This window comes from Rubritalea spongiae (assembly GCF_042652385.1).
In the GTDB taxonomy this organism is placed as follows: Bacteria; Verrucomicrobiota; Verrucomicrobiia; order Verrucomicrobiales; family Akkermansiaceae; genus Rubritalea; species Rubritalea spongiae.
In genome coordinates this window covers 1,365,341-1,389,696 of the sequence record NZ_JBHSJM010000001.1, presented here as the reverse complement: position 1 = coordinate 1,389,696, position 24,356 = coordinate 1,365,341, and the positions used below count along the sequence as shown (strand labels likewise).

Sequence of the window (24,356 nt, the reverse complement as noted above, 5' to 3'; positions counted from 1 at the left end):
GTTAGTCTTGGATTGTGGTTAGCAATTCTTGTGCCAACTTTTTTAGAACTCAAGATTTCGGTTGGATGCTTATAAGTTAGGGAAGAGCGGCGATGCTGGCAAGATTAGAAACCTAGATTGTGAGGAAGTGTTTAACGCAGGATGTATCGGGCACCAGGGAGCTGAAGGATAAGACGCTTCATTTCTAGCTTGAGAAGGGTGGAAATGACTATGGGGACAGGGAGTTGTGTGCGCTCGACAATGGTGTCGATGAGTGATTCGTCTTTGCTTAAGACTTGGAGAATTTGTTGTTCCGTGGGGTCGAGTTCTGGAGTGGGAGTGGAGTCTGGTTGAATCTCAAGTTGGGGATGAAGTGGTAAGGTCTCGAAATCTTCAAGGATATCATGAGAGGAACTCACGAGGGTGGCTCCATCGCGAATGAGTTGGTTACAACCGGCTGAGGTAGGACGGTCGATGGGGCCGGGGACAGCGTAAATAGTTTTCCCCATTTCGGCACCGAGGTTTGCTGTGATTATTGATCCTGACCACTGGGGACACTCGCAAACAAGTATGGCTGATGACCATGCGGCGACGATTCTGTTGCGCATGGGAAAGGTCTTTTTATCTGGGGCTGTGTGAAGTGGGAATTCGCTGATGATTGCTCCATTTCCGTCGGCAATCCGTTCAGCGAGGTGCATGTTTTGCGGTGGATAGAGTTGGGCGAGGCCTGAGCCGAGGATTGCAATAGTTCGGCCTTTCGCATCGAGAGCAGCTTGGTGAGCAAATGTGTCAATGCCGCGCGCCAGTCCGGAGATGATGGTGAAGCCGCTACGCGCTAATTCGGAAGTAAGCTTGTTGGCAGCGTGTTGCCCGTAGTGAGTGGTGCGTCGCGATCCTACGACCGCAATGGCGTGTTTATCATTTTTCTCAATTTCACCCCAGATGTAGAGAGCCAGTGGTGGGTCGTACATATTGCGTAAGGGCGATGGATAATCGCTATCCTCTTGGGTGAGAATGGTAATGTTGCGTTTTGAGGCTTCATTGAGCTCTGCTGACAGGTCGATATATTGATCCCAATGGGAAATGATCTGCGCTGTTTCTGGACCGATTCCTTGAACTTGGATGAGTTGGGAGGATGGAGCTTTTAGGATAGCTTCAGCTGAGCCTAAGTTCTCAAGTAACCTGCGGACGCGGATAGGCCCGATTTTCGGGAGCATGTTGAGGGCGATGAGAGCTTCACGAGAATTCATAGAGAAGTCGACACAGAGACTTTTGTTAGAATACGTAGTTCTTAGGTGAGGGCAAGAAAAAGCCTTGGGTAAGTAGGCGCTGTGGACTATTTAAAATGTCTTGGTGTGACAATACTATGGGTGATGGGAGATTACTGAGTGAATTTTTTGCTGACGATTGTCATGCTGATGAGCGAGCTGAGGGGCATAATGATGGCGGCGTAGAGTGGGGACATGAGTCCGGCGCAGCAGACGATTAGAGCTGTTAGGTTATAAATGACCGTGTAGCTGATGAGGTTGATTTTACGGCGACGGCGCTGGCGTGAAATGTCCACCATAGTTGGCAAGAAGCTCATGGTCTCATCGGTGAAGAGGAAATCTACATCAGCGGTGAGCATGTTGATATTGGCAAATGGTGCGCCGCTGAGTGAGGCGGTTTGGAGGGCTGGAAGGTCATTGACTCCGTCGCCTAAGTAGAGGACTTTTTGCTCTTTTTCTAAGTTTGCGATTTGCTTCTTCTTATCCTCGGGGAGCATGTCGCCTATGTGTTCGTGGATGTGTAGCTGGTTGGCTAGTTTTGCGACGCGGTCAGAAGAATCACCAGAGAGGATCATGCAGGAGCTGTTGAGTTGGCGCTGTAGCCGATCAATGGCTTCCGCAGCTTCAGAGCGTGCTGCTTCTGCGAAGTAAAAATCGGCGATGATTTCTCCATTTTTTCGGAATTGGCAATGGAGTGATTCTCCATCGAATGCATGTTCGGGGCGGCCGAGGTGGTAGCTGGTGCCATCGGCGAAGGTCAGCTCACTTCCTTTGCCGGGGATTTCGATCACTTGCGCTTGAAGTTTGCTAGAGGTGATGCCCGCTTTGATGAGTTGGGAAAAGAGCGAGCGAGAAAGCGGATGGAGTGAGCTACGGGTGAGCGTGAAGAGGGCGTCTTGGTGGCTGGGAGAGAGATTTAAAAGTTTTTTTGGTTCTTTGAGTTCAGGTTTATCGAGAGTGAGAGTTCCTGTTTTATCAAAGACTACTTTTCCGATGTGGGTGAGTTGCTCCCAGAAGCGGGCTGTGAGTGGGAAAATGCCGAAACTGTGTGCGAATTTAGAGCTTCTTGTATCTAACAATGGTAGAGCTAAGCCGATGCCGCATGGGCAAGAGACTACATAGATTGAGATCAGGACTTGGAGGGACTTCACCCAATCGTTGGTGGAAACGAACCAGGAGATAGCTGCTAGGATTCCGAGTAGGATGATGACTCCCAGGTAGACTTGGATGGCTTTTTGTTGGGCTTGCCTGTTAGAGTTGTCGGCTTGCCGACTGTCGGTTGCTAGTAATTTTGAGATAGAATCGTCTGAGCTAGTTGCGTGGTTAGTTTGGACTTCGATGCTTTCGGCGCTTTGGTTTACTGCACCTGCAGGGATGGCATCGGTATGATGGAAGAGCTGCGAAGTAGGTTCACCAGTGATCCACGCGAGTGAGAGGTCAGCTTTTTCTGAAAGAAGTCGAGATTCTACAGGGACGACTGTGCCGGGAGGGATGAAGATGACGGAGTCGCTGGGGATGTCTTCTGTATCCAGCTGGGTGCCAGATTTTGTGCTGTAGAACTCGGGGATAGTGGTGTCGGTTTGGAAGCGTTTGTTTGCGCGATTGAGTGAGGAAATCTGGAGTTGCTTTCCTAACAACATGAGGAAAGTGAAGATGGCGACAAAGTCGAAGTAGAAAAGGTCTTCGTGACCTGTCGCCCAGCCTACGAGTGAGCCAAGGTAGGAAATGATGAGGCCAAGGGAAATGGGCAGATCCATGTGGATACCACCGAGGCGGAGCGCGCTCCATGCTCGTTTAAAAAAGTAAGAACCTCCAACGACAAGAGTGAGAGTTGAAGAGGCAACGGTAATGGTGGTAAGAAGACTAGAAAGCTCTTCGGTGGTTTCCATGCCATTGTAGCGTGGAAGTGTAAAAGCCATGGTGTTCATGGCAAGGGCACCACAAATACCTAAGCGGACTACCAGTGAATCTGTAGTGCCAGCCTGTTTTCCTAGTTTTTTAGGGAGTAGCTCGTAGCCTAGCCTGTGAAGTTCATCGGCGAGAGCGACGATGTCGCAGTTGTTTGTTTGGTAGGTGAGTTCGAAGGCTCCTTGGGTATTGTCTGCACAGGTTTCAATGACTCCATGATGCTTTTTCGCCACCGTTTCAACGAGCCAGACACAGGCCATGCAGGACATACCGCTGAGTCCGAGTGTGAGGGTGCTTACTTGTTGGTTGTTTTGGGCATTTACAGATTCTAATAACCATTTCCAATCTTTTTGTTGGAATGGACGCTCTCGCAGTGGTGCTAGGGTATCGTCCGCTTTGAGGTCATAAAATAATCCCAAGCCGCCATCGTGAATGAGTTGATAGACGCTTTCACAGCCGCGGCAGCAGAATTCTTCGCTCTCAGATTTTACAGGGGTGGAGCAATGTTTACAGGTGTGCAAGAAACTTAGTGAGTTTGGAGTGATCGATCTATGCTATGTGACTAGTGACAACAGGACGGGAGATCTTTTGTGGTTTCTTCTGCTGAACTGGGGGTGGTTTGTTGCTCAGAGTCTTTTGCTTCTGCAGTTCCTGTGAATGGCAGGGTGCCTTGGAGTCTGATAGCTAGGATGATGGTGATTGCGACGAGGAAGGTGCTGCGTAGTCTATTTTTCCACGGGCCTGGAATCCATTTCGTGAGCATGTGGGTTGAGGATTGGGCAGCCCACAGCAATGGGACAGTACCGAGGCTAAAGCAGAGGGCGATTTTAGCTCCGGTGAGAGCCGATCCAGAAAGAAGCGAGACGCCAAAGATAAGGTAAAGTGGGGTGCAGGGAAGACATGGGGAAATCATTCCTAACAGGCCACCGGCAATGCCTGGAGGTTTATTTTGTGCCCAGAACTTCGCTTTGTAATAGGGTCTTGTGAGGAAGTTGAGCCGTGGGACTTTAACTAAGTTTGGAAAGGCTGTGATGAGTAAAAATGGGATCATCAACCATGGCAAAATGACTGCTGGAGAATCAAAGAAAAAGCTGAGTGGCTGTTTGCCGAGAGAGCCTGCAAGAGCTCCGATGAGTGTGTAGGAAATGACGCGACCGCTGTGGTATGCTGTGGTCTCTAACAATGCATGTTCGCGGTTTTTGCTGCGGCTAGTAACTGAGCAGGCGAGAGGTCCACACATTCCAACACAATGGATGCTAGTGGCAAGGCCGGCGCTGAGAGCAGCGATGGAGCTCATTTCGTTCATTTATTTGTTAGCGATGGAGATGATTGTGACCCAAGCGCCGATCAATAAGACGTGCATGAGGATGACCCAAAACCAGATACTTTTATAAAAGTTGAGGATTTTCATTGTTGTTCTTTGTAAAGGCGTGGGCTTGGCCCGAGAAATCTTGCAGGGAGATCTAATGAGGAGTTGTCATCGGCTGTGACTGCGAAGTTGATGTCCTTTGCTCCATCATAGTCATCGAAGGGGGAGAGCACAGAAACTGTTAACGAACCTTCGGCTAGTGGGGCTACTTTCAATTGGCGTTCGTCGGCTTGAAGCTTGAGAGTGTCTTTGTCTTCAAGTTCGATAGTGTATGAAACTTCGCGGTTGCGTTTGTTAGTGAGGTGGATGACGAAGGTGTTTCTGACGCCTTCTGGAGTAGCGCTGTAGGTGGTTCCCTGCATGCGCACGAGTCCCGCATAGAAGGGTTTCGCTTTTGAAATGAATGTTGCGGAAAGCGCGCCCATGCCAAGCAAAGTGAAAATGGCGTACATTAGGATCCTAGGGCGAAGGATTTTCCGTTTCCCAGTGTTGATGCCTGCGCTGGAATCGTAGCGGATAAGACCGGTTGGTCGCTTCACTTTACGCATGATATCATTGCAGGCATCGATGCAGGCTGAGCATGCTACGCATTCTAACTGGAGACCGTTGCGGATATCGATTCCAGTGGGGCAGACGTTTACGCAGCGTTTACAGTCGATACAATCACCATGTTTTTCTTCTTCACCTTTGCGGATTTTACCTCGCGGTTCACCACGTTTGTGGTCGTAGAATACAGTGACTGTTTGGTCATCTGTGAGTGCTGATTGGAATCGGCCGTAGGGACAAAGGATTATGCAAAATTGTTCGCGGAACCAACCGAAGCAAAAGGTGAAAATGGCGGTGAAAGAGAGGATGAAAAGGAACTGAGTAATATTTTCAGTGGGAGCTGAAGTCATATTACTCCAGACTTTTGGGATGGAAATGAAGTAGGCGAGGAAGATGTGAGCTAGGATAAACGAGGCGAGAACATAGAGTCCCCACTTGATCGTTCTCTTCAATATTTTAGAGGGAGTTCTCGGTGCTGCATCGAGTTTTTTGCGTTTGGGGGCATCGCCATCGACAAGTCGTTCGATGCGCCTGTAGAGATGCTCTAGAAATACGGTGTAGGGACAAAACCAACCGCACCAGACTCTGCCTACAAGTGATGCCAATACAAAGAGGGAGAAAGCGAGTCCTGATACTAAGAAAAAGAATACCCAGAAGTCTTGGGTGAGAAGAGTGAGGCCGAAAAGATGAAAGCGTTGTTGTTCAAGATCGATAAAGACAGCTGGGTGGCCATTAATCTGAATCCATGGGAGTGCCGCGTAGATGAGGATTAGAAACCAAGCAGTGAGACGCCGGCGAATGGTGAAAGAGCCTGATACGTCTGCGGGATGAATGTTAAACTTAGAGCCATCTTCATTAATGGTGGAAAGGGTATCTAAGTTTGGTGTTTTCCGTTGTGATGCCACGAGGTGTGAATGAGCTTAAGGAGAAAATAGGGGACTAGCCGCAGAGCATTTGGCTCCACGACTAGTTAGATGTTAGGTGAGACTATTTTTTATACTCGGCAAAGTCTTTAGGGTTTTCGTCGATGAGGTAGGCGGTGACTTCGGCGACTTGTTTTGGAGTGAGTCCGGATTTGCCCCAAGCTACCATTTTTAGACCATTGAGGCCATTGCTTCCAGCAGGAGTTCCTTCATTGATGATTTTGAAAACATCCATCGGCTTGCCACCATAAAACCACTCGCCGTCATTGAGAGCTCGTCCAGTAGTTCCGCCATTGGCTGCGAGATCAGCGCCGTGGCAGGCCGCACACATTTGAGTGTAGATACCTTTGCCTGAGGCGACTATTTCGCTGTTGGTGCTCCATTCGTTGACGAGTACACTGTCGTCAAGTTTGGCGAGTGTCTCTTCTAGAGCTTTTTTGCGGACAGCTTCGATCTGTTCTACTTTCGCGTCCATTTGAGCCTTCGATGAAGGGAGTAGGTCGAGGGTGTAGTAGAGAGTGTAGTAGATGAAGAAGGCTGCGATTGCGCCCCAGAGAGTGAAGAGCCACCAATTGGGTAGCTTTTGGTCAAACTCCTGGATGCCATCGTACTCGTGGGTGCGAAGCACGACTTCACCCTTTTCACGTGCGTAGTCAGCGCGCTTGATGGCTTCGTTAGAAGTGACTGGATCTTTTTCCATTTTGTCCATGGTGTGAGAAATAATAGGGGTTAGTCGTCGAGTTCGATGGCTGTTTCAGCGATTTTTTGAGCTTTCTGCTTATCCATTTTGAGGGCGTAAACCATGTTGAAGATGAATAGCCCGAGGGTGACCAGAAAGAAGGTGATCTGAGCCAGTTGTTCCGGATTTTCTAAAACGTATTTTTTAATCATTCGTCTATCTGGTTAGCGTTTGGCGGTTTTATCTTTGCGCTTTCTATCAGGGTCTTCCCAAGGAGCTGATACGGGCTCTTTAGGATTGCCGTCTTCGTCGAGAGGGACGTTGTAGACTCCGAGTTTCTGCATGTAGGCGATCAGCGCGACGATTTCTTTCTGGGCCAAGGTGGCCTCGATTTCTTGTCGGCTCATATCGTCACCCGCCCATGGGATGTATGGGTTTTGGTTGACGATAGATTTGGAGATCTCAAGTGCTTGATCTTGAGCGTGCTGTTCAATTTCATGCGGAGTCATTGTCGGGTATGGGATGTTGAGGAGTGACTGTACTCGGATCTTTTCAGGTAGAGCTTTGAAGTCAGTTTCCTGAGAGGCCAATGATGAGTACGATGGCATGTTCGATTTCACATCCATGTCGCGCGGGTTCATGAAATGGCGGTAGTGCCAGAAGTTGTCGCGGATACCTTGGCGCATGACATCTGAGCCGTCGACTAGATCACCGCCTTCGCGAGCGAGGTCAGGTCCTGTACGTTTGGACCCCCATTGGAATGGGTGGTCGTAGAGTGATTCACCGAGTCTAGAATAGTCGCCATAGCGAGCATAATCAGTTTCTAGCATGCGAATCATCTGCGAGTGACAGTTATAACAACCTTCTGCGATGTAGATGTCGCGTCCTGCGAGTTCGAGAGGGGTGTAGACTTGCTGGAGGCGGTCATCGATGATTTCCGCTTTGGCGGTGAGGGTGTTCGGGATGATTTGAACGGCACCACCAATGGCAGCAGCGAAGAATGTGACGATGGTGAATGGGAGGTAATTGGCCGTGATTGTCTCATGCCAATCAGCCCATGATTTCGCATTTTTCTTAAAGCGAACGAAGGAGAGAACGCCGAAGAATACGAGGCCAGCTAGTGCGAACCAGTTGCCTGGGCTAGTGACCCAGAATACGAGTGCAAGGATGAAGCCTAGCACAGCAGCGAATGGATCCTGCTTGATGATGGTTCCAACTGTGACGCGATCTACTTCACTGCGGTCACGGACAACCACTTCGACTTGTGTGTCTTCAGGGGTACCCTTCTTACATGTCATGAAGAGGTTGTAAGCTAGAAGTACGAAACCTAAGAGGTAGAAGGCTCCACCAATGGAGCGGGCGAAGAGAGGCCATTGGATAGCATCGAGAGTTTCTACAAACTGTTTCACGACATAGCCATTGGCTGTCTCGTTGAGAGCGAGTGATTGGCCAATGCCGGCAATCCAAAGCGCGGAAATGTAAAGAAGGATACCGATGAAGCCAATCCAGAAGTGCGCGTTGGCGAGCGACTTAGAGTAGAGTTCAGTTTTCCAAAGACGTGGAGCAAGCCAGTAGAAGAGGCCCGCTGCCATGAATCCATTCCAACCGAGTGTGCCTGAGTGCACGTGGCCGATGGTCCAGTCGGTGTAGTGAGAGAGAGCATTGACTGACTTAATAGAGAGTAATGGCCCCTCGAAAGTCGCCATACCATAGAAGGTGACGGCAGCTGCAAAGAACTTGATGACAGGATCAGTTTGCAGTTTGTCCCAAGCACCGCGGAGGGTGAGGAGACCATTGAGCATCCCACCCCATGATGGCGCCCAAAGGATTACTGAGAAAAGCATTCCTAAAATCTGCAACCACTCAGGGAGTGCTGTATTTAGAAGGTGGTGAGGACCTGCCCAAATGTAAATGAAGACCAATGCCCAGAAGTGGATAATGGAAAGTCGGTAGGAATAGACCGGACGGTTCGCTGCCTTCGGCAGGAAGTAGTACATGATCCCTAAAATCGGTGTGGTTAGGAAGAAGGCGACTGCATTGTGGCCATACCACCATTGAACCAGAGCGTCCTGGACCCCGCCAAATATTGGGTAGGAATGAGTGAGAGAGGTCGGGATCTGGAGGTTATTCACCACATAAAGCATGGTGATGGTGATGATGGTGGCGATGTAGAACCAGAGGGAAACGTAGAGCGATTGCTCATTTCGTTTGATGAGAGTCCAAAAGAAGTTGTAACCAAATATCAACCAAGTGATTGCGACAAGAAGGTCGATGGGCCAGATGAGCTCAGCGTATTCTTTGCCTTGAGTAAGACCAAGTGGGAGCGTGATAGCCGCAGCGACAATGATGATCTGCCAGAGCCAGAAATGTAGCCACGTGAGCTTGTCAGAGGCGACTCGGCAACGACAGAGGCGCTGGGTGGAGTAGTAGATGCCAGCAAACATCATGTTACCTACGAAAGCAAATATAGCTGCGTTGGTATGCACGGGGCGTAGCCGGCCGAAGGTAATGTAGGGAATACCTTCGCTTTCGAGAGTTCCTCCTGAGAGGAATTCAACAATTGGGCGGAGGGTGGCGGAGTTACGCACAATATCCAAGGATATATTCATCTGAAGAGCTGCGAGCACTCCAGCGAACATTCCAACGAGACCCCAGATGACGGAGGCCCAGAGGAAATAGCGAACGCACTTATCGTTATAAGTAATGGTCGTTTGATTCATAAGGAATCTATGTTGTCTTTGGTAGATTTCTTCACCTCATCATCTTCTAACAACGGAAGGAGAGCGGCTCTGTCGGTGCCGCCCCCTTTCTTTCGCCAAGCTTCCGCCGCAAAACATACAATAAAGATCCCAGCTAATAGGAGGGATATAAAGATGGTTAGGTGGAGCACTGGCATGTGTGAGTAGGTGACTGGTGGAGATGTGGGTGAATGTGGCAAAATGAATCGAGACGTGCTCAGCTAATTTTGTCCAACATCGTACAATATATGCGAATCGAGTTGTTAAGGGCAAGGTTAAGGTTTTGACAGTAATGTGCATAGAGGGGGGTGGAAATGAAGTGAGGTGCTAAACATGCTGAAACTTGCCTTTCATGGCGGCCCTGCTAGATAGGAAATATGCGAATCATTGCAGGGAGTGCGAAGCGTAGAGAAATAAAGGTGCCAAAGGCAGTCGTGAGGCCGACTACGGATCGCACGCGCGAGGCCTTATTTTCTATGATTCACGCGTATGTAGAATCGGCGAAAGTGCTAGACCTTTTTGCTGGAGCTGGCTCGTTAGGTATAGAGGCGCTGAGTCGCGGAGCTGCGAGCTGTGATTTTGTCGATATGAACAAAATCTGCACAATGTGTGTGCAAGAGAATTTGCAAAAACTGGATTTGCGAGGAGGGGTAGTGGTGACGGCTGATGTGTTAGGACATGTGAAACGCTTAAGTGGACAGTACGATATTATTTTTGCAGACCCTCCATACTACAAGAAACCTGGAGATAGAGATTTTGTCAGTGAACTGTTAGCCGAGGAAAATCTAGCTCAGATTCTCGCTGTGGATGGTTTATTAATTGTGGAGGTGGATGCTAAGCATAGCCCAGATGTGCCGAAGCAATGGAAGCAGTTGGATAAGCGGCGTTACGGGAGTTGCGTTATTATGTTTCTTCAGCGGATAGAAATGTGAGATGAAATCTATCAATGTTAAATTAGCGGTTGTGCGTTTGGTGTACAATTTGCTGCTGCCACTTCTTTTATTAGTGGGAGTCGGACCTTGGGTTGTAAAAATGCTAAGAAGGGGTGGTTTTGGTACAGGCTTGTTAGAGCGTGTCGGGGTTTATGGAAATGAGGTGGAGTTTGAAGCTAGCGGAGTTGTGTATGTTCACGCTGTGAGTGTTGGCGAAGTACTGCTTGCTGTTAAGCTAATTAAGCTTTGGATGGAGGAATATCCAATGGATCGATTTGTCATAGCTCCGACTACTGCGACCGGTCATGCTGTGGCGAAAAAATTGGCGCCAGTAGCTGTACGCGTGGTTTACTCTCCCGTAGATTTACCTTTCGTTGTTGGACGGATGTTGCAGCGTTTTGAACCGAAGCAAATTGTGTTGATCGAGTCTGAATTGTGGCCGAATTTACTGGTGCAGGCGAAAAAAAGTGGAGCGCAAATCACAGTGGCGAATGCGCGCCTATCTGAGCGGTCTGAGAAGCGCTATCGCCAGTTGAGAGGAGTAGTTGCTCCATTGTTTGGTTTATTTGATAAAGTGGGTGTACCTGAGGAAAGGGATGTGGCTCGTTGGGGGGAACTTGGGGTACAGAAAGAAGCTCTGATTGTAACTGGGAGCGTGAAGTTTGATCAAGAAGGTGGAATCTCGCCAGAAGCTCGTGCCGATTTTCAAGAGATGTTAGATGGTTTTGGAGAGGGGAGAAAAGTGGTGATGGCTTTGAGCACGCACGCTGGTGAAGAGAGTTGGATCGTAAAGTCATTAATTGGGGTCGACGCATTATTAGTGATTGTTCCAAGGCACGCAGAGAGGAGAGCTGAGGTGAAAGCTGACCTTGAGAAGTTGGGTTTAGAGGTGGTGTTGCGAAGTGAGTATCGCGCGCCTGTGGATGGCGAAAATGCATGTTTGGTGGTCGATAGTACTGGAGAGTTGAAGAGTTGGACTGCTCATGCCGACGTGGCGATTATTGGGAAAAGTTTTCTTGGGAGAGGTGGGCAGAACCCCACTGAGGCAATAGCAGCTAAGGTTCCAGTTGTAGTGGGGCCTCACATGAGGAATTTTGAGCCCTTGGTGAGCATGTTGAAGCAAAGGGACGCGGTGGCGTTAGCTTCGGATTCTATCGGATTGCGTGTGTGTGTTGAGAGCTTGTTAGAAAGTGATTGTGAAGCAATGACTGATGCGGCGCTTGAGGTTTTAGAGCTGCATCGAGGAGCTAGTGTCAGGACTGTAAGGGAATTGAGGGTATGAGAACGAAGAGTAGAGGCTGGAAGAGAATTGTTAGCCTACTGATCAAGCTTGGCTGTGTTGTTTTAGGTCTCCTTTTTTGTCTGTGGGCTAGTCGTAACCTTATTGCTGAATCGTTAATGGATGATGTGGTGCATGCTGTGGAGGCTAAGTCGCATAAGGTGGGCGTGAAACTTTCGAGTGTTGAATCTGGCCAGGTGCGCGTGTCACCAGGATTGGAGGTGACTATTCCCAAAGTGGTTGCTGAGTTTGACTTGAAAGAGAGTAATAAAGACCAGTTGCGTTCTAATATTGAAATCGAGGAGCTCTCGGTGAAGCCGGCGATGTTAGCGCGAGCGCGTGTTGATGCGCGCAATTTTGAGATTCAGTTTCATTCTGAGGATTTACCGCCGAAGTTCCCTTTTAAATCTTTTTCAAACGGAAGGTATCAGAGCAGTGCTTTGTCAGTGGTGAATGCACAAGAGGCTATCAAGTTGGTTTTAGAGCGACTGAAGATACTGTTTACTGAGAATGAAGTGGAGGCTGATTTTAACTTTTTTGGTACAGTGCAACTTGAGGGGCGAGAGGGAGAAAGAGAGGATGCTTTGCTTTATACAGAAGATGCAGGTGGTGGCAAAAAACGTTTGCGTTTTAAGTTAGAAGATCTTCAGCGTATTGCGAAAAAGGCAAACCTCCACGTTGGTGAGGATACGCTGAGAGTGATTTCTGAATATCCATTGCGAGCACCATTGATCATATTACTTACTCGGCGTGCTCAAGAAGTGTCTAAAGCTGCTAAGAAAGAAGATAGCTCATTTCCTGAGGATGCGTATCGTCATGTGACTTGGAGTTTTTTGCTGACGAAGAACTTTGGTGAAGCTTTTGCGAAGCGCATCACGGATTCTCATGAGACTTTGGATGGTAATTCACCGAATGAACGATTGATGGATTATCACAACAACGCCGTAGCTCGTGAGTTTGCTGTTTCAGGTGTGAAAGAGTCTGAGATTCGGGAGTTGGTACTGGTAAGCCCACGGGTCATCCGCTCTCCTGACGAGGTTGCTGGGTATTCAGAATTATTGCGTTAGTTAGGTTGTGGAGCATGCTTTTGAGTGCTGATCTTTGTCTGCCAGAATCGTTTAAAGATTCGGTTGTTTTCTCTGAGAAACCTGCCAGCATCTATCTCGTCAGATGAACGAGAAACCTGAAGATAATAAAGCATTGGACCTTAGCGCCCTCGATTTTGGTCCTTCCTGGGCACGCCAGGGTGAGAGTAAACCGCAGAAAAAATATTCTGATAAGGGCGAACGCGGTGAGAGTCGTCGCGACGGTTTTAAAGGAAAACGCCGTGAGGGGGGACGTCCTCAGCGGGGAGACCGTGATGGTCGAAAATTTTCGAATGATCGCCAAGGTAAGGGCGGGCATAGACCTCAACGTCCCAAACAGGCTGTAGCTACTGAAGGTGTTGCCGCTGACATTATGCCAATTGAGGAAGGCATTGATAATCTAACGAAAGAGATCTCCGCAGCAGGTCGCACCTATTCGGTGTTTGAGTTGGCTCGCGTTATCTTAGGTGCTCGTGAAAGATATAAATTGGTCTTCAGAAAAGAGGAGAACGGGCCTGAACTTCTACAGTGTAAGCAAGATGGCGCCGTTTACCTCACAAAGGCGGAATGTCTGAACCACTTCCGTGAGGCGGAATGGTTAAAGGAGTTTTATGCAGCGGAGGAAGTAGAAGTTGAGCCACCAGCAGGTAATTTCCCATCAGTGGCGAAATGCGGATTTTCAGATGTACTTTTTGGGCCGCCTAATTACCACGCATATAATCAGAACATCGTAGATCTTCACCAAGCGCGCTTCGCCAATATGGATATTGAGCGCTACAAGTCTCGCATCGTCGTTGAAAAAGGCGAAGAGGCTGTGAATGCATGGCTGGAGACGATGAAGAAAAAGACTCAGTATCGTCTCGTGAGTGATCCTGAAGTTCTTTTAGAGGATGAGAAGGCGATGATTGCTCATTTTGAAGCTAATCTTTTTTCTGAGGTGTACCACTCAACGCACCGTGCGGATGTGGAATCTCAGATTGCCGGTAAACTTCTTTCTCCGGGACTACTAGCTCTTCTCAAAGATACGATTGCTGACCAGCGTCGCTATCCTGGTAAGCTTGCACCTTTCTTGTGTCGTCAGCTTTCGGGTCGTCATTTGGCTGTGTTTAAATGGCAAGGCAAGTTGCACTGTGGGCCGTCTAGGCCGCACGCTATTGCTGAAGATGTGAAGCTCGCTGATCGTCCTGCTGCTATGCATCAATGGACTTCTGAAAATCAGGGTGCTGGAATTGACGCTCTGTGGAAGGCTTTACTACCTGCGGAGGTTACAGATGAAGTGAAAAAGGAATGGTTTCACGATCTTCACTGGATGATTAATCAGGGCTACATGGTGCTGTTGAGCGATGGTCATATTTATACTTCTAGCGCTGCTAAGTCTGGTGAGCTGAAGAAGAAAAAAGAGGTGAAAACCGATGAGGGAAAAGTGGAGTCTGAGAAGTCAGATGAACCTGATTCTAAGTAGTTAGATGCCGTTCTTTCTTCTGATACTCCTTGTTGTCGGAGTCGTAGCAGCGAACAAGTTCGCGAAGCTGGCTGAGAGCAAAGGGTATCAAGCTAAGAAGGCGAGACGCTATCCTTATCTTTTAATGATCGTTGCCATCGGGGCGGCGGTCATTTTGTTTTTGTTAGCCACGCTGATAGGTAAAAGCGTGCCGCATTTTCAGTCGCTAGCCTATGCGCTTTTTGTGACTGGGAATTGTTTTGTGATCGGAGTGGATGTGCTGATTTTGCGCAAGGCGTATAAAAATATGCAAGCTGCTCCAGATGCTAAGTCACGGCCGTAGCTTTGCGACTTTTTTATTTTTTGAGTACACTGAGTGCATCTCAGTACACTGGGGAGAGGATTGTCAGTACACTTGGGTAAAATCCCCTTATTTTATATGATGTTTAGCAAGTGTTAGGTGCACTTGAGTGAGTGTGGGTGAATTCTAGAGTAATTGTTAGTGGCGCGGACTATTTGTTGAATTATCAATGGTTTGTGTGTGTTTGTGTGTAAATCGCTCATTCTGCTAGAGTTCCTATCTTTTGGGGTTTGACAGTGAAGTGTACTAAAGTGTATAAGAGTGCGCTTTCGCGAATTAAACCATTTCATGACCGAATACGACCATACCCTCGAGGGGGTTTTTGAACATAAGCTCGACCCGAAGTGTCGAGTTTCTGTGCCGTCGGATTGGCGTGTATTGGCTGGCAGTGGAGTGTTGCGTCTGCTCAAGGCGAACAATTACAAGCTGCCAGTGTTGAGAGTTCTAACTGAACAAGAGTTTGCCACGATGCTTCAAGAGATTGAGAATTTAGAAGGTATTACTTTAGCTCAGCGTCGAGCGCTTCGCGGGAAATTATTTTCAAGCTGTCAGAAGACCAAATTGAATCCACAGGGCAAGCTGTTGATTCCAAAGGCGCTCTGCAGCCACCCCAGTCTCGAGCCTGATGGGCAAGTGACTCTCGTGGGGAGAGGAGCTTATTTCGAGATTGTTAGTCCCGACAACTATGAAGAGATGCAGGTGCGCGAGGAAGCTGAGATTGCTGAGCTCAACGTGGATCTGGATATTTTCTGATCTTTACCATTTATCGAACCTAAGTGAGCAATGAAGCTTTCCTATCAATCAGCTGTGGCAATGGCCGGGGCAGGTTATCGTATGATTTCCTGTTCTCAGACGCCTTGTCTTTATGCTGAAGGTAATGTGAATGGAGGTGGAGGCGAAGCTCTTCCACACTATCACGAGACTGTCTTGTTAGAGGAGAGTGTCGATGCAATGCTCGCTGGTCCCGGGAAGGTCTTGGTTGACGGTACTCTTGGAGGAGGTGGCCATACTGGTTTGATGCTAGAACGCGGAGCGGAGGTATACGCAATCGATCGCGATCCAGAGGCGCATGCTTATGCTGGTAAGCGACTGGAGAAATACGGAGACCGCTTTCGCCCAGTTGTGGGTAATTTCGCCGATGCCTTGGAATTACTTCGCGAGCGACGTGTTGAGCAAGTGGACGGCTGGCTAGTCGATTTAGGTGTCTCATCACGTCAGTTCGACTGTGATGAACGCGGATTTTCTTTCCAGAAAGAAGGGCCACTCGATATGCGGATGGGGCCGAGTTCACCGCTGACTGCTGCGGACATTGTCAATACGTGGAGTGAGCAAGAGCTGGCTCGCGTGTTTTGGGAGTATGGCGAGGAAAGGGCCTCACGCAAAATCGCTAAATACATTTGCGAGCAACGAGCGCTGCAACCGTACACGACGACCACCCAATTCGCGGCAAGTATTGAGAAACTGATCCCACGCTATGGGAAGAAGATTCACCCTGCGACTAAGGTGTTCCAAGCATTACGGATTGAAGTGAACGATGAACTCGGAGCACTGAAGCAGTTGTTAGAAACGGCTGCGGATTTACTCGCTCCTGGCGGTCGTCTTTGCGTGATCAGTTTCCACAGTCTTGAAGACCGGATGGTGAAGCGCTTTCTGAAGCATGCATCAATGCAGGAAATCGACCGTCCTGAGTGGCCTGAGCCACGACCAAACCCCGACTATCATTTTAAAGCCATTACTCGGAAGCCGATAAAGGCAACAGCCGAGGAAATTCAACGTAACCCGCGCTCACGTAGCGCCGTTCTTCGAGTAGGGGAGCGCATTTAAGAAAAAAATTCCATGAATAAGAAACGCTCACAAACCAGTCAGTTTAGTTCCATTCACATCGTTATGGTGATTGTTGTCACAGCATTGTTGGCGACGGGTGGAGTGTTACATGCATTTATTAAAAACCGCATGTTAGTGGTAGACCGTGAAATTCAAAATAGTTCAAAGCGCATCGAGGAATGTGAGAAGAACATTGAAGTGGTGCAGATGAAGATTTCACGTGAATTGAACCGTCCGATGGTGCGTGCCGAGCTCGCAGCGCGCGGTTCTGAGCTCAAGCCAATTCCATCTCAAGCGATTGAGGTGGTTGATTCGTCAACTACATCCGTAGCGTCTGTCGCCCAGACGGCTCCTTAATCAATGGATAAATCCGCCCAGCGTCGTTGTATTACATTGTGCCTAGTTCTGATTGCAGGACTTAGTGCTTTGTCGGGACGCTTGGTGTACTTGCAGGTTTTTGACCGGGCTCGCTATGCCGAGAGGGCGGAAAATTCCTATATGCGCAAGGAGGTGATTCAAGCGAATCGCGGGGTGCTGCTAGATAGGAATGAGGAGGTGATTGCGCATTCGATTATTTCGAAGTCAGTGGTGATTGATTTTAATCACCTTCATGAGGTTTCACATGTTGCTAAGGGTGTGGCCTGTAATCAGCTGAGACGCACTGCCGAATGGCGTCAGTGGAGTCCTGAAAAACGCAGAGCGAAGATTAATTCAAAAGTGTTGTCCTTGGTGAACGAGCACAAAGACAACCCTAAGGTTTTGGTGGAAGAGCACTACGACTATCTGGTGAATGAGCTAGCGCGTCCACTGGGTTTAACTCAGGAAGAGTTGAAGAAAAAAATCCCGCTGACACGCCGAGGTGGGGAGAAAGTGGTTTATCAAGGTTTGCCGAGTGAATTAGCTGTTAGGTTAAAGGAGCTTATCAAGGATCGTCGTATTAAAGGGGTGTTTTTTAGGGAAGAAAAACGCCGTTGGTATCCAGCGCCAGAGCTAGCTTCCCATTTAATTGGTTACACGAACCGTGAAGGCAAAGGAATGACTGGGGTGGAGAAATCATTAAATGATTATCTCGAGGGCACCAATGGTTACGAAATCGAGATGCGTGATATTCGTGGCAATGTTATGCCGTCGAACAAAGAGAGCTTCTTCCCTCCAAAGAACGGTCTCAATGTACAATTGACTTTAGACTTGGGCTTACAGGCAATTTGCAGTGAAGAGCTCGATCGTGGAATGGAGGAATTTAAAGGAGTCAAAGGCTGCGTGGTTCTGATGGATCCAAGTACTGGTGAAATTCTTGCAATGTCAAACCGACCGCATTTCAATCTCAATATTCGTGATAAAGTGGCTGAGAATGGTTTTAACTATGCGCTGCAAGCGACGTATGAGCCGGGTTCGACCTTTAAGATCATTTCTTCTGCAGGTGCTTTGAATGAAGGGATCGTGACACCGGATACTGAAATTTTCTGCCATTGGGCGAGTTACCGTCCCGGACGTTTTACTGTGAAAGATCACCACCCTTATGGGGATTTGCCCGTTTGGAAAGTATTACAAAAGTCTTCTAACATCGGCGCGTATAAGTTGGGTTTGATGCTCGGGCCCGACAAGTTCTTTGAGTATGCGAAGAGGTTTGGCTTTGGTCGCAAGACTGAGGTGCAGCTCGCGGGTGAAAGTTCAGGGATTTTGAGAAATACGGGAAATGCGGTGGATTTTTCTACTAATACATACGGTTACGGGATTTCAGTGACTCCACTGCAGGTGGCGAATGCTTATTGCGCGATCGCAAATGGTGGGAAATTGATGAAACCTTACATTGTACGCAATGTGACGACTAATTCAGGAGACATCATCGCGGAGAATAAACCTACGGTGGAGAACAGGGTTCTGAGTGAGCAAACGGCTGAACAAATGCGGATGGCTCTTAAGTCTGTGATTGAAACTGGGGGGACTGCTACACGCGCTGCTGTGCCGGGCTATACAGCTGGAGGTAAGACTGGAACGGCGAAAAAGCATGATCCGGTCAATGGAGGATACATCGATGGACGCTATACGGTGTCCTTTGCTGGGATGCTTCCGGCAGAAAAACCTGCCTTTGTTTGTGTAGTCGTGATTGACGATCCACAGACAACCGAAGTAAAGCGCTACGGCGGCACGATTGCTGCACCGATTTGGCAAAGGATTTCACAACGCGTTGCGACGCATATGAATCTTTCGCCTACGGAAGAAATCTCTCAACAACTTACCAAGAACTAATGATTTTACGTGAATTACTCACTCATCTTCCAAAGGCCGTAGCCTCTGGAAACCTCGATCAGGTCGCCAAGACCGTCACCGCTGATAGCCGGAAAGTAAAACCGGGCTCAGTCTTCGTAGCAATTCGTGGAGACGAAGCGGATGGCCACAAGTTTATCGAATCAGCGCTCGAGAAAGGCGCCGTGGCGATAGTAGCTGAAAAAGCGCCAGCAGCAGATTATAAGGAAAAGGCGGTGTGGATTCATGCTGCTGAAACTCGTAAAGTTCTCGGAGTTGTTGCAGCTGCAATCGCTGGAGATCCTTCTTCTCAACTTAAAGTTGTTGGAGTCACAGGGACAAACGGCAAGACGACTACCACCTTTTTGCTCCATCACATCATGCAAACAGTATGGATGCGCGCTGGTCTGTTAGGCACAATCAAGGTCGATAATGGTCTCGAAGTAAAAGAAGCGACGCATACTACGCCCTCGGCAGAAGTGATGCAGAGTGAGCTCGCGACGATGCTTGAAAATGGCTGCCGCGGAGTGGCAATGGAGGCGAGCTCACATGGCATTGCGCAGTCTCGCACCGATGCGGTGAAATTTGACGCAGCGGTCTTCACTAACCTTTCTCAAGATCATCTCGATTATCATGGCAGCATGGAGGCTTATTATGAGGTGAAGAAATCTCTATTTGCGGGCCTTGCTCAGCAGACTGGGAAGAAGAAGCCAATCGCGGTAATTAACTACGATGACCGATTCGGCGAGAAGCTGGTGAAAGAACTTGGCGATGACGTTTCCGTGGTGACTTACGGCATGGGCGCTCATTGTGACTATAAGATCAGCAAAATCCGCCAGAGCGTGCGCGGTACAGAATTTCAGTTAGATAACAGAGGGAAATCCTTCTTGGTGAGAACTCCGCTCATTGGTCGTTTCAATGTGTACAATACATTGGCTGCGATTGCTGGTGCATCAGCAGTTGGGATTAAAGCGCGCGATGCGGTTAAAGCTCTAACCGAAGCGCCTCAGGTTCCAGGTAGAATGGAAATAGTCGGAGTGCGTGAGGGCGCTACCGTTTTTGTCGATTACGCACACACGCCAGACGCCCTTGAAAATGCTTGCGCGACCTTGCGCGACCTTGAACCGAATAAACTCATCACAGTATTTGGTTGTGGTGGAGACCGAGATGCATTGAAGCGTCCATTAATGGGTGAAGCTGCTAGCGAAGGTAGTGACCTTTGTTTGATTACATCAGACAATCCTCGCTCAGAAGATCCAGAGGCGATTATCAAACAGATCGAAGCTGGGATGAAGAATAAGGCGTATCGTGCGATTGTTGATCGTCAGGAAGCGATTCGTACAGCAGTGAATGTTGCCGCCAAAGGTGACATTGTTCTGATTGCTGGAAAAGGGCATGAGGCATACCAGCAGTTTGCTGATGAGACAGTTGATTTTGATGATCGTAAGATCGCGAGATGGGCATTGAGAGATAAGCCGGTAGCAGCGCCACCTAAAGAAACATTTCAGAAGAAGGACTCGTTTAAGCGTGATCGCTATCAAGACGAGAAGCCTGAGCGTCGCGAAGGAGAAAAACCAGAGTACCAGCGTCCTGAGAAATATGGTGAACGTCGTGTTGGTGAGCAGCGTGGTGATGACCGCCGTGGAGATCGCAGAGACCAAAGAAGTGGCGACAAGCGAGATTTCCGAGGAGGCGATAGACGCGATGATCGCAGAGGCGATCGCCGTGACAATGGTGGCCGCCGTTTCGAAGGTCGCGATCGTGACGATAGAAAATAACCACCCCCTAACAAAATAATGAAAACAACACCGATCGAACAACTCGTAGCGTCCGTCCACGGAACACTGTACTGTGGAGATTCTTCCACTGTGGTGACTTCTGTATCCACGGATACTCGAACGATCGGTGCTGGCTCGGCATTTTTTGCGCTGAAAGGTGAGAACTTTGATGCGCATGATTTCCTCGAGAAGGCAGTCGCTGCGGGTGCAGCTGCCATTGTGGTAGAACGCGTGCCTGAGGGTGTCGATTTTGGTTCAGCGGCAATCGTAGTAGTGCAAGATTCTCTAACAGCGCTGCAATCGTTCGCTGCATGGTATATCCGACAGCTAGATGTAGAAGTAGTTGGGATTACTGGGTCGAACGGAAAGACTTCGACTAAAGATTTCACTCGCGCAGTTTTGGGCGAGCGTTTCAAAGTGCATTCAACCAAAGGAAATCTCAATAACCATATTGGCCTACCCTTGAGCGTGCTTTCGGCGGAGGAAGATGATGAGGTTTGCGTTTTTGAAATGGGGATGAATCATCCCGGCGAGATCGCTCCGCTGTGTCAGATAGCAAAACCCAGAATTGGTATTATTACGAATATCGGTACAGCTCACATTGAGTATATGGGTAGCCGTGAAGCCATTGCTGAAGAAAAAGGAGCATTGGCTCGGTCGCTTCCAGCAGATGGAGTGTTAGTGGTTTCTGCAGCTTGTGATTATGCAGATTATTTCCGTGATCATACGCGGGCGAGGATCATGGTAGTGGGAAATGGGCGAGGAGAGATTCGCGCTGAGGAGCTCAAGATGGATAGTTCTGGTTCAGAGTTCATGTTGGTGGCCGATGGTGAAGATGCAATTCGTGTGAAGCTACCTGTAGTAGGGCGTCACATGGTTGCCAATGCACTGTTAGCTGCTGGAGTAGGACGCACATTGGGAATGAATATTCAGGAAATTGCTACAGGCCTGAATCGAGCGAGTCTAACCAGTGGGCGGCTTCGTTTTTTTGAGAGCGGAGGGGTTACCATTTTTGACGATACCTATAATGCGAATCCTGAATCTATGAAGGCTGCGATTGAAACACTAGCGGAGTTGAAGGTTTCAGGTTCAGCGCATCGTTATGTGGTGTTAGGAAAAATGGGGGAGCTTGGTGTTCATGTTGCAGATGCGTACAGAGAAGTGGGCTCTCTTGCCGCTGAGCGCGGGATTTCAGTGCTTAGCTTTGGCGATGATGCACGGGGGATTTCATCAGCAGCGGCTGAGAGGGGAGCGGATGCAGTACATTTTAATACAATTGATGCAGCAGCAGATTGGCTGCAGTCGACTTGCGCCAGTGGTGACGCCGTTCTGTTTAAAGGCAGTCGGGCGGCGGCGATGGAGCGGGTCATGGATAAAGCTTTTCCAACAAACAACTAATGTTATACGCAATTTACGAATGGTGGCGCGAGGCTTTCACGAATGGTGAGAGCTGGGCAGAGGCGTGGAGTTTTCTGAATATTCTAAAATATCTCACAGTGCGGGCTGCATTGGCTTGTATGCTGACATTTGTGTTGTCTTTGGTGTTTGGCCCTCGGGTGATTCGGAAATTAATTTCTCTTAAGGTTGGTCAGCCGATTCGGTCCGCTGAAGAGGTGCACAAATTACACGAGCTTCATGGTGCGAAGGCTGGGACTCCGACGATGGGGGGAGTGATGATTTTGGGATCAGTGTTGATAGCCGTATTGTTATGTGGTCGTGCGATGAATCCCTTTGTCGCGGTGACCATGTTTGTAATGCTGGGGCTCGGCTTGTTAGGTTTTGTAGATGATTTCACCAAAGTGAAGTTAAAAAACTCCGACGGTGTTAGCGCGCGAACTAAGTTAGCTTGGCAGTTTGGCATCGCTTTTGTGGCGGCTTGTTTCTTGTTCTTTAAGCCTGAGGTAGCTGGAACTTTAGAGTACAGTGAGCCTAAACGTGCGACGATTGAAAATGTTGTAGCAGAGGATGGTGAGGTTTCAGAGCGTCAAGATCGATACCCACCGAAAGATGCGACAGGTTTTTGGGTTCAGATAGATGGGAAAGCTGAGCGTATGAGTTCGAGCGAGCTGACGGCACCTCTTCTGAAAAAGCCAATGTTTGATCTTTGGTATTTGGCGATTCCATTTTTTGCAGTGATCATCATTGGAGCATCGAATGCGGTAAACCTCACTGATGGCTTGGATGGGCTGGCGACTGGTTGTACGATTACGACTAGTTTGGCCTATGCCGTTTTAGCCTATTTGGGTGGTCACCTCGTGTTAGGTTTCGATTATTTGCACATAGCTTATAATCCATTGTTAGGGGAGCTGGCAGTGGTGATGATGGCATTGGTCGGAGCATCCTTTGGATTTCTTTGGTTCAACTGTCATCCAGCGAAGGTATTTATGGGGGATACAGGATCTTTGGCAATTGGTGGAGCGTTGGGTACAGCAGCTATTTGCACCAAGCAGGAACTTTTATTGGTAATCATTGGCTGGGTGTTCGTGATGGAAGCTCTTTCAGTAATGATTCAGGTGGGGAGTTTCAAGTTACGCAAAAAGCGTGTCTTTGCGATGGCTCCTATTCACCACCACTTTGAACTGAGAGGCTGGCATGAAAGCCAGGTGATTATCCGTTTTTGGATTATTTCAATTTTGTGTGCCATGCTCGGCTTGGCATCTCTAAAGATAATATGATTTTGGAAGGAAAAAATGTCGTTGTGTTAGGTGCTGGCCGCTCTGGTCGCGCCGCTGCTTGCTTGGCTCTGAGCAAGGGGGCAGAAGTGCGTTTGTTCGACGCGAACCCGAAAGCGACATTTGATGGTTTAGATGAGAGAATCAGTGTTTTTGCAGGAGCTACTGAGGATATTGGAAGTAGTACGAAGAGCGACTTGTTAGTAATCTCACCAGGTATCGATACTTATGGCTCGTTCGTGAAAGCATTTGTTGCAAATGCGGGCGAGTTGATCGGTGAAACCGAGCTTGCTGCACGGTATTTTGGAGGTAAGATCGTAGGAATCACCGGGACCAACGGTAAGACTACGACGACTGAGTTAGTTGAGAGGATTTTAAATCACAGTGGGACAAGCTGTGTGGCTTGCGGAAACTACGGTGTTCCATTTTCCGAAGTACTGATGATGGAAAATGTACCTGAATCGGTGGCGTTGGAATTGAGTTCATTTCAGTTAGAGACAGTTAGCCAGCTGCATGTAGATGCTGCGATTTGGCTAAATTTTTCAGCAGATCACATGGATCGCTATAGCTCGCTTGAGGATTATTTTAGGGCGAAGTTGAACATTTTTCTCAATCAAACTGAGGAGGACACCGCGGTTGTGCGAGCCGGTGAAGAGCTGGGTGAATTGGCAGCACAGTGCCTGAGTTTTGCATCCGAAGGCCGCGAGGCGGATTACCATTTAGATGGGGATGTGATTATGTTCCGTGGCGAGCGAATTTTCGGCCTTTCGAATACAAGGATGCGCGGACTACACAATGCTGAGAATGTGATGGCTGCTGTGGCTGCAACGCATAGCCTGAGTGTGTCATATGCGCAGGCAGAAGAAGCGCTGTTAGGTTTCGCGCCGCCACTGCATCGCTGTGAGTTGATTCGCACCTTAGATGGGGTGGAGTATCTTAATGATTCTAAAGCGACGAACTTGCATGCGCTCGATAGTGCGCTGCGTTCTCAGACTCGTCCTGTGGTATTGATCGCAGGCGGTAAAGAAAAAGGGTTAGTGTACGACGAATTGTTAGAGCGGCTGGAAGAGAAGGTGCACTCGGCAATCGTCTATGGAGAAATAGGCGCGGCACTCGAGCTTTTATTTTCCAAAGTAGTTCCTACAGCCTGTGTTAATAGCTTAGATGAAGCTGTGGCCTTATCGCAGCAATACGCGCATGCCGGAGATGTCGTGTTGTTATCCCCTGGCACTTCTTCGTTTGACCAGTTTTCTGGGTACGAGGCCCGAGGAGATCATTTCCGCGAGCTAGTTCTCGCACTAAAATAAATCACCATTATTCAAAATTC

21 protein-coding genes are annotated in these 24,356 nt (G+C 48.6%); 13 read left to right on the top strand and 8 right to left on the bottom strand.

Features of this window, described 5'->3' with window-relative positions; all coding sequences use genetic code 11:
* Positions 1 to 131: 131 nt before the first annotated feature.
* The 8 genes from dprA to ACFPK9_RS06335 all read right to left on the bottom strand — a co-directional run bounded on the left by dprA (position 132) and on the right by ACFPK9_RS06335 (position 9,568).
* Positions 132 to 1,229, bottom strand: a complete 1,098-nt coding sequence (gene dprA, locus ACFPK9_RS06370) for a DNA-processing protein DprA (protein ID WP_377093993.1) — start codon at positions 1,227 to 1,229, stop codon at positions 132 to 134.
* Between the two features lie 131 nt (positions 1,230 to 1,360).
* Positions 1,361 to 3,676, bottom strand: a complete 2,316-nt coding sequence (locus ACFPK9_RS06365) for a heavy metal translocating P-type ATPase (RefSeq protein ID WP_377093992.1) — start codon at positions 3,674 to 3,676, stop codon at positions 1,361 to 1,363.
* A gap of 41 nt (positions 3,677 to 3,717) precedes the next feature.
* A complete protein-coding gene (locus tag ACFPK9_RS06360; protein WP_377093991.1) occupies positions 3,718 to 4,452 on the bottom strand; it encodes a sulfite exporter TauE/SafE family protein in 735 nt (244 codons plus the stop codon).
* Positions 4,453 to 4,562: 110 nt separating this feature from the next.
* Positions 4,563 to 5,975, bottom strand: coding sequence for a cytochrome c oxidase accessory protein CcoG (gene ccoG, locus ACFPK9_RS06355; protein ID WP_377093990.1), 1,413 nt, complete (start codon positions 5,973 to 5,975; stop codon positions 4,563 to 4,565).
* 82 nt (positions 5,976 to 6,057) lie between these two features.
* Positions 6,058 to 6,702 (bottom strand): cbb3-type cytochrome c oxidase N-terminal domain-containing protein, encoded by a 645-nt coding sequence (locus ACFPK9_RS06350; RefSeq protein ID WP_377093989.1) that lies wholly within the window; start codon positions 6,700 to 6,702, stop codon positions 6,058 to 6,060.
* 20 nt (positions 6,703 to 6,722) lie between these two features.
* Positions 6,723 to 6,884: a hypothetical protein gene (locus tag ACFPK9_RS06345; RefSeq protein ID WP_377093988.1), complete on the bottom strand. Its 162-nt coding sequence runs from the start codon at positions 6,882 to 6,884 to the stop codon at positions 6,723 to 6,725.
* Positions 6,885 to 6,896: 12 nt separating this feature from the next.
* Entirely contained in the window at positions 6,897 to 9,392 is a 2,496-nt protein-coding gene (gene ccoN, locus ACFPK9_RS06340; protein WP_377093987.1) for a cytochrome-c oxidase, cbb3-type subunit I, read from the bottom strand.
* The gene (locus tag ACFPK9_RS06335; protein ID WP_377093986.1) at positions 9,389 to 9,568 is read right to left on the bottom strand and encodes a hypothetical protein; all 180 of its coding nucleotides are present in this window, start codon (positions 9,566 to 9,568) and stop codon (positions 9,389 to 9,391) included. Before ACFPK9_RS06335 ends, ccoN begins: the two co-directional genes overlap by 4 nt.
* A gap of 219 nt (positions 9,569 to 9,787) precedes the next feature.
* Here ACFPK9_RS06335 and rsmD point away from each other — a divergent pair, with 219 nt between their 5' ends.
* The 13 genes from rsmD (at position 9,788) to murD (ending at position 24,336) form a co-directional block, all read left to right on the top strand.
* The gene (gene rsmD, locus ACFPK9_RS06330) at positions 9,788 to 10,342 is read left to right on the top strand and encodes a 16S rRNA (guanine(966)-N(2))-methyltransferase RsmD (RefSeq protein ID WP_377093985.1); all 555 of its coding nucleotides are present in this window, start codon (positions 9,788 to 9,790) and stop codon (positions 10,340 to 10,342) included.
* Position 10,343: 1 nt separating this feature from the next.
* Positions 10,344 to 11,624 carry a 3-deoxy-D-manno-octulosonic acid transferase gene (locus ACFPK9_RS06325; protein ID WP_377093984.1) on the top strand — a complete coding sequence of 427 codons (1,281 nt, stop codon included), beginning with the start codon at positions 10,344 to 10,346 and terminating at the stop codon, positions 11,622 to 11,624.
* Entirely contained in the window at positions 11,621 to 12,688 is a 1,068-nt protein-coding gene (locus ACFPK9_RS06320) for a DUF6973 domain-containing protein (protein WP_377093983.1), read from the top strand. Before ACFPK9_RS06325 ends, ACFPK9_RS06320 begins: the two co-directional genes overlap by 4 nt.
* Positions 12,689 to 12,791: 103 nt before the next feature.
* Positions 12,792 to 14,168, top strand: a complete 1,377-nt coding sequence (locus ACFPK9_RS06315) for a hypothetical protein (RefSeq protein ID WP_377093982.1) — start codon at positions 12,792 to 12,794, stop codon at positions 14,166 to 14,168.
* Between the two features lie 4 nt (positions 14,169 to 14,172).
* The gene (locus tag ACFPK9_RS06310; protein ID WP_377093981.1) at positions 14,173 to 14,490 is read left to right on the top strand and encodes a hypothetical protein; all 318 of its coding nucleotides are present in this window, start codon (positions 14,173 to 14,175) and stop codon (positions 14,488 to 14,490) included.
* Between the two features lie 306 nt (positions 14,491 to 14,796).
* Positions 14,797 to 15,261 carry a division/cell wall cluster transcriptional repressor MraZ gene (locus ACFPK9_RS06305; protein WP_377093980.1) on the top strand — a complete coding sequence of 155 codons (465 nt, stop codon included), beginning with the start codon at positions 14,797 to 14,799 and terminating at the stop codon, positions 15,259 to 15,261.
* 30 nt (positions 15,262 to 15,291) lie between these two features.
* A complete protein-coding gene (gene rsmH / locus ACFPK9_RS06300) occupies positions 15,292 to 16,332 on the top strand; it encodes a 16S rRNA (cytosine(1402)-N(4))-methyltransferase RsmH (RefSeq protein ID WP_377093979.1) in 1,041 nt (346 codons plus the stop codon).
* A gap of 12 nt (positions 16,333 to 16,344) precedes the next feature.
* Positions 16,345 to 16,689 (top strand): hypothetical protein, encoded by a 345-nt coding sequence (locus ACFPK9_RS06295; RefSeq protein WP_377093978.1) that lies wholly within the window; start codon positions 16,345 to 16,347, stop codon positions 16,687 to 16,689.
* Between the two features lie 3 nt (positions 16,690 to 16,692).
* Positions 16,693 to 18,582 (top strand): peptidoglycan D,D-transpeptidase FtsI family protein, encoded by a 1,890-nt coding sequence (locus ACFPK9_RS06290; RefSeq protein ID WP_377093977.1) that lies wholly within the window; start codon positions 16,693 to 16,695, stop codon positions 18,580 to 18,582.
* Complete coding sequence (locus tag ACFPK9_RS06285; RefSeq protein ID WP_377093976.1) at positions 18,582 to 20,357, top strand: UDP-N-acetylmuramoyl-L-alanyl-D-glutamate--2,6-diaminopimelate ligase; 1,776 nt, start codon at positions 18,582 to 18,584, stop codon at positions 20,355 to 20,357. The genes ACFPK9_RS06290 and ACFPK9_RS06285 overlap by 1 nt, the downstream gene beginning before the upstream one ends.
* 18 nt (positions 20,358 to 20,375) lie before the next feature.
* On the top strand, positions 20,376 to 21,755 hold the full coding sequence (locus ACFPK9_RS06280; RefSeq protein WP_377093975.1) for a UDP-N-acetylmuramoyl-tripeptide--D-alanyl-D-alanine ligase: 1,380 nt from the start codon (positions 20,376 to 20,378) through the stop codon (positions 21,753 to 21,755).
* Positions 21,755 to 23,032 (top strand): phospho-N-acetylmuramoyl-pentapeptide-transferase, encoded by a 1,278-nt coding sequence (mraY, locus tag ACFPK9_RS06275; protein WP_377093974.1) that lies wholly within the window; start codon positions 21,755 to 21,757, stop codon positions 23,030 to 23,032. The genes ACFPK9_RS06280 and mraY overlap by 1 nt, the downstream gene beginning before the upstream one ends.
* On the top strand, positions 23,029 to 24,336 hold the full coding sequence (gene murD / locus ACFPK9_RS06270; RefSeq protein ID WP_377093973.1) for a UDP-N-acetylmuramoyl-L-alanine--D-glutamate ligase: 1,308 nt from the start codon (positions 23,029 to 23,031) through the stop codon (positions 24,334 to 24,336). Before mraY ends, murD begins: the two co-directional genes overlap by 4 nt.
* The last annotated feature ends 20 nt before the right edge of the window (positions 24,337 to 24,356 follow it).

Bases quoted from the DNA above. Each gene is read 5' to 3' on its own strand.
- dprA (WP_377093993.1), bottom strand. From the start codon at position 1,229: ATGAATTCTCGTGAAGCTCTCATCGCCCTCAACATGCTCCCGAAAATC.
- ACFPK9_RS06360 (WP_377093991.1), bottom strand. From the start codon at position 4,452: ATGAGCTCCATCGCTGCTCTCAGCGCCGGCCTTGCCACTAGCATCCAT.
- ACFPK9_RS06350 (WP_377093989.1), bottom strand. From the start codon at position 6,702: ATGGACAAAATGGAAAAAGATCCAGTCACTTCTAACGAAGCCATCAAG.
- ACFPK9_RS06345 (WP_377093988.1), bottom strand. From the start codon at position 6,884: ATGATTAAAAAATACGTTTTAGAAAATCCGGAACAACTGGCTCAGATC.
- ccoN (WP_377093987.1), bottom strand. From the start codon at position 9,392: ATGAATCAAACGACCATTACTTATAACGATAAGTGCGTTCGCTATTTC.
- ACFPK9_RS06335 (WP_377093986.1), bottom strand. From the start codon at position 9,568: ATGCCAGTGCTCCACCTAACCATCTTTATATCCCTCCTATTAGCTGGG.
- rsmD (WP_377093985.1), top strand. From the start codon at position 9,788: ATGCGAATCATTGCAGGGAGTGCGAAGCGTAGAGAAATAAAGGTGCCA.
- ACFPK9_RS06325 (WP_377093984.1), top strand. From the start codon at position 10,344: ATGAAATCTATCAATGTTAAATTAGCGGTTGTGCGTTTGGTGTACAAT.
- ACFPK9_RS06320 (WP_377093983.1), top strand. From the start codon at position 11,621: ATGAGAACGAAGAGTAGAGGCTGGAAGAGAATTGTTAGCCTACTGATC.
- ACFPK9_RS06315 (WP_377093982.1), top strand. From the start codon at position 12,792: ATGAACGAGAAACCTGAAGATAATAAAGCATTGGACCTTAGCGCCCTC.
- ACFPK9_RS06310 (WP_377093981.1), top strand. From the start codon at position 14,173: ATGCCGTTCTTTCTTCTGATACTCCTTGTTGTCGGAGTCGTAGCAGCG.
- ACFPK9_RS06305 (WP_377093980.1), top strand. From the start codon at position 14,797: ATGACCGAATACGACCATACCCTCGAGGGGGTTTTTGAACATAAGCTC.
- rsmH (WP_377093979.1), top strand. From the start codon at position 15,292: ATGAAGCTTTCCTATCAATCAGCTGTGGCAATGGCCGGGGCAGGTTAT.
- ACFPK9_RS06295 (WP_377093978.1), top strand. From the start codon at position 16,345: ATGAATAAGAAACGCTCACAAACCAGTCAGTTTAGTTCCATTCACATC.
- ACFPK9_RS06290 (WP_377093977.1), top strand. From the start codon at position 16,693: ATGGATAAATCCGCCCAGCGTCGTTGTATTACATTGTGCCTAGTTCTG.
- ACFPK9_RS06285 (WP_377093976.1), top strand. From the start codon at position 18,582: ATGATTTTACGTGAATTACTCACTCATCTTCCAAAGGCCGTAGCCTCT.
- ACFPK9_RS06280 (WP_377093975.1), top strand. From the start codon at position 20,376: ATGAAAACAACACCGATCGAACAACTCGTAGCGTCCGTCCACGGAACA.
- mraY (WP_377093974.1), top strand. From the start codon at position 21,755: ATGTTATACGCAATTTACGAATGGTGGCGCGAGGCTTTCACGAATGGT.
- murD (WP_377093973.1), top strand. From the start codon at position 23,029: ATGATTTTGGAAGGAAAAAATGTCGTTGTGTTAGGTGCTGGCCGCTCT.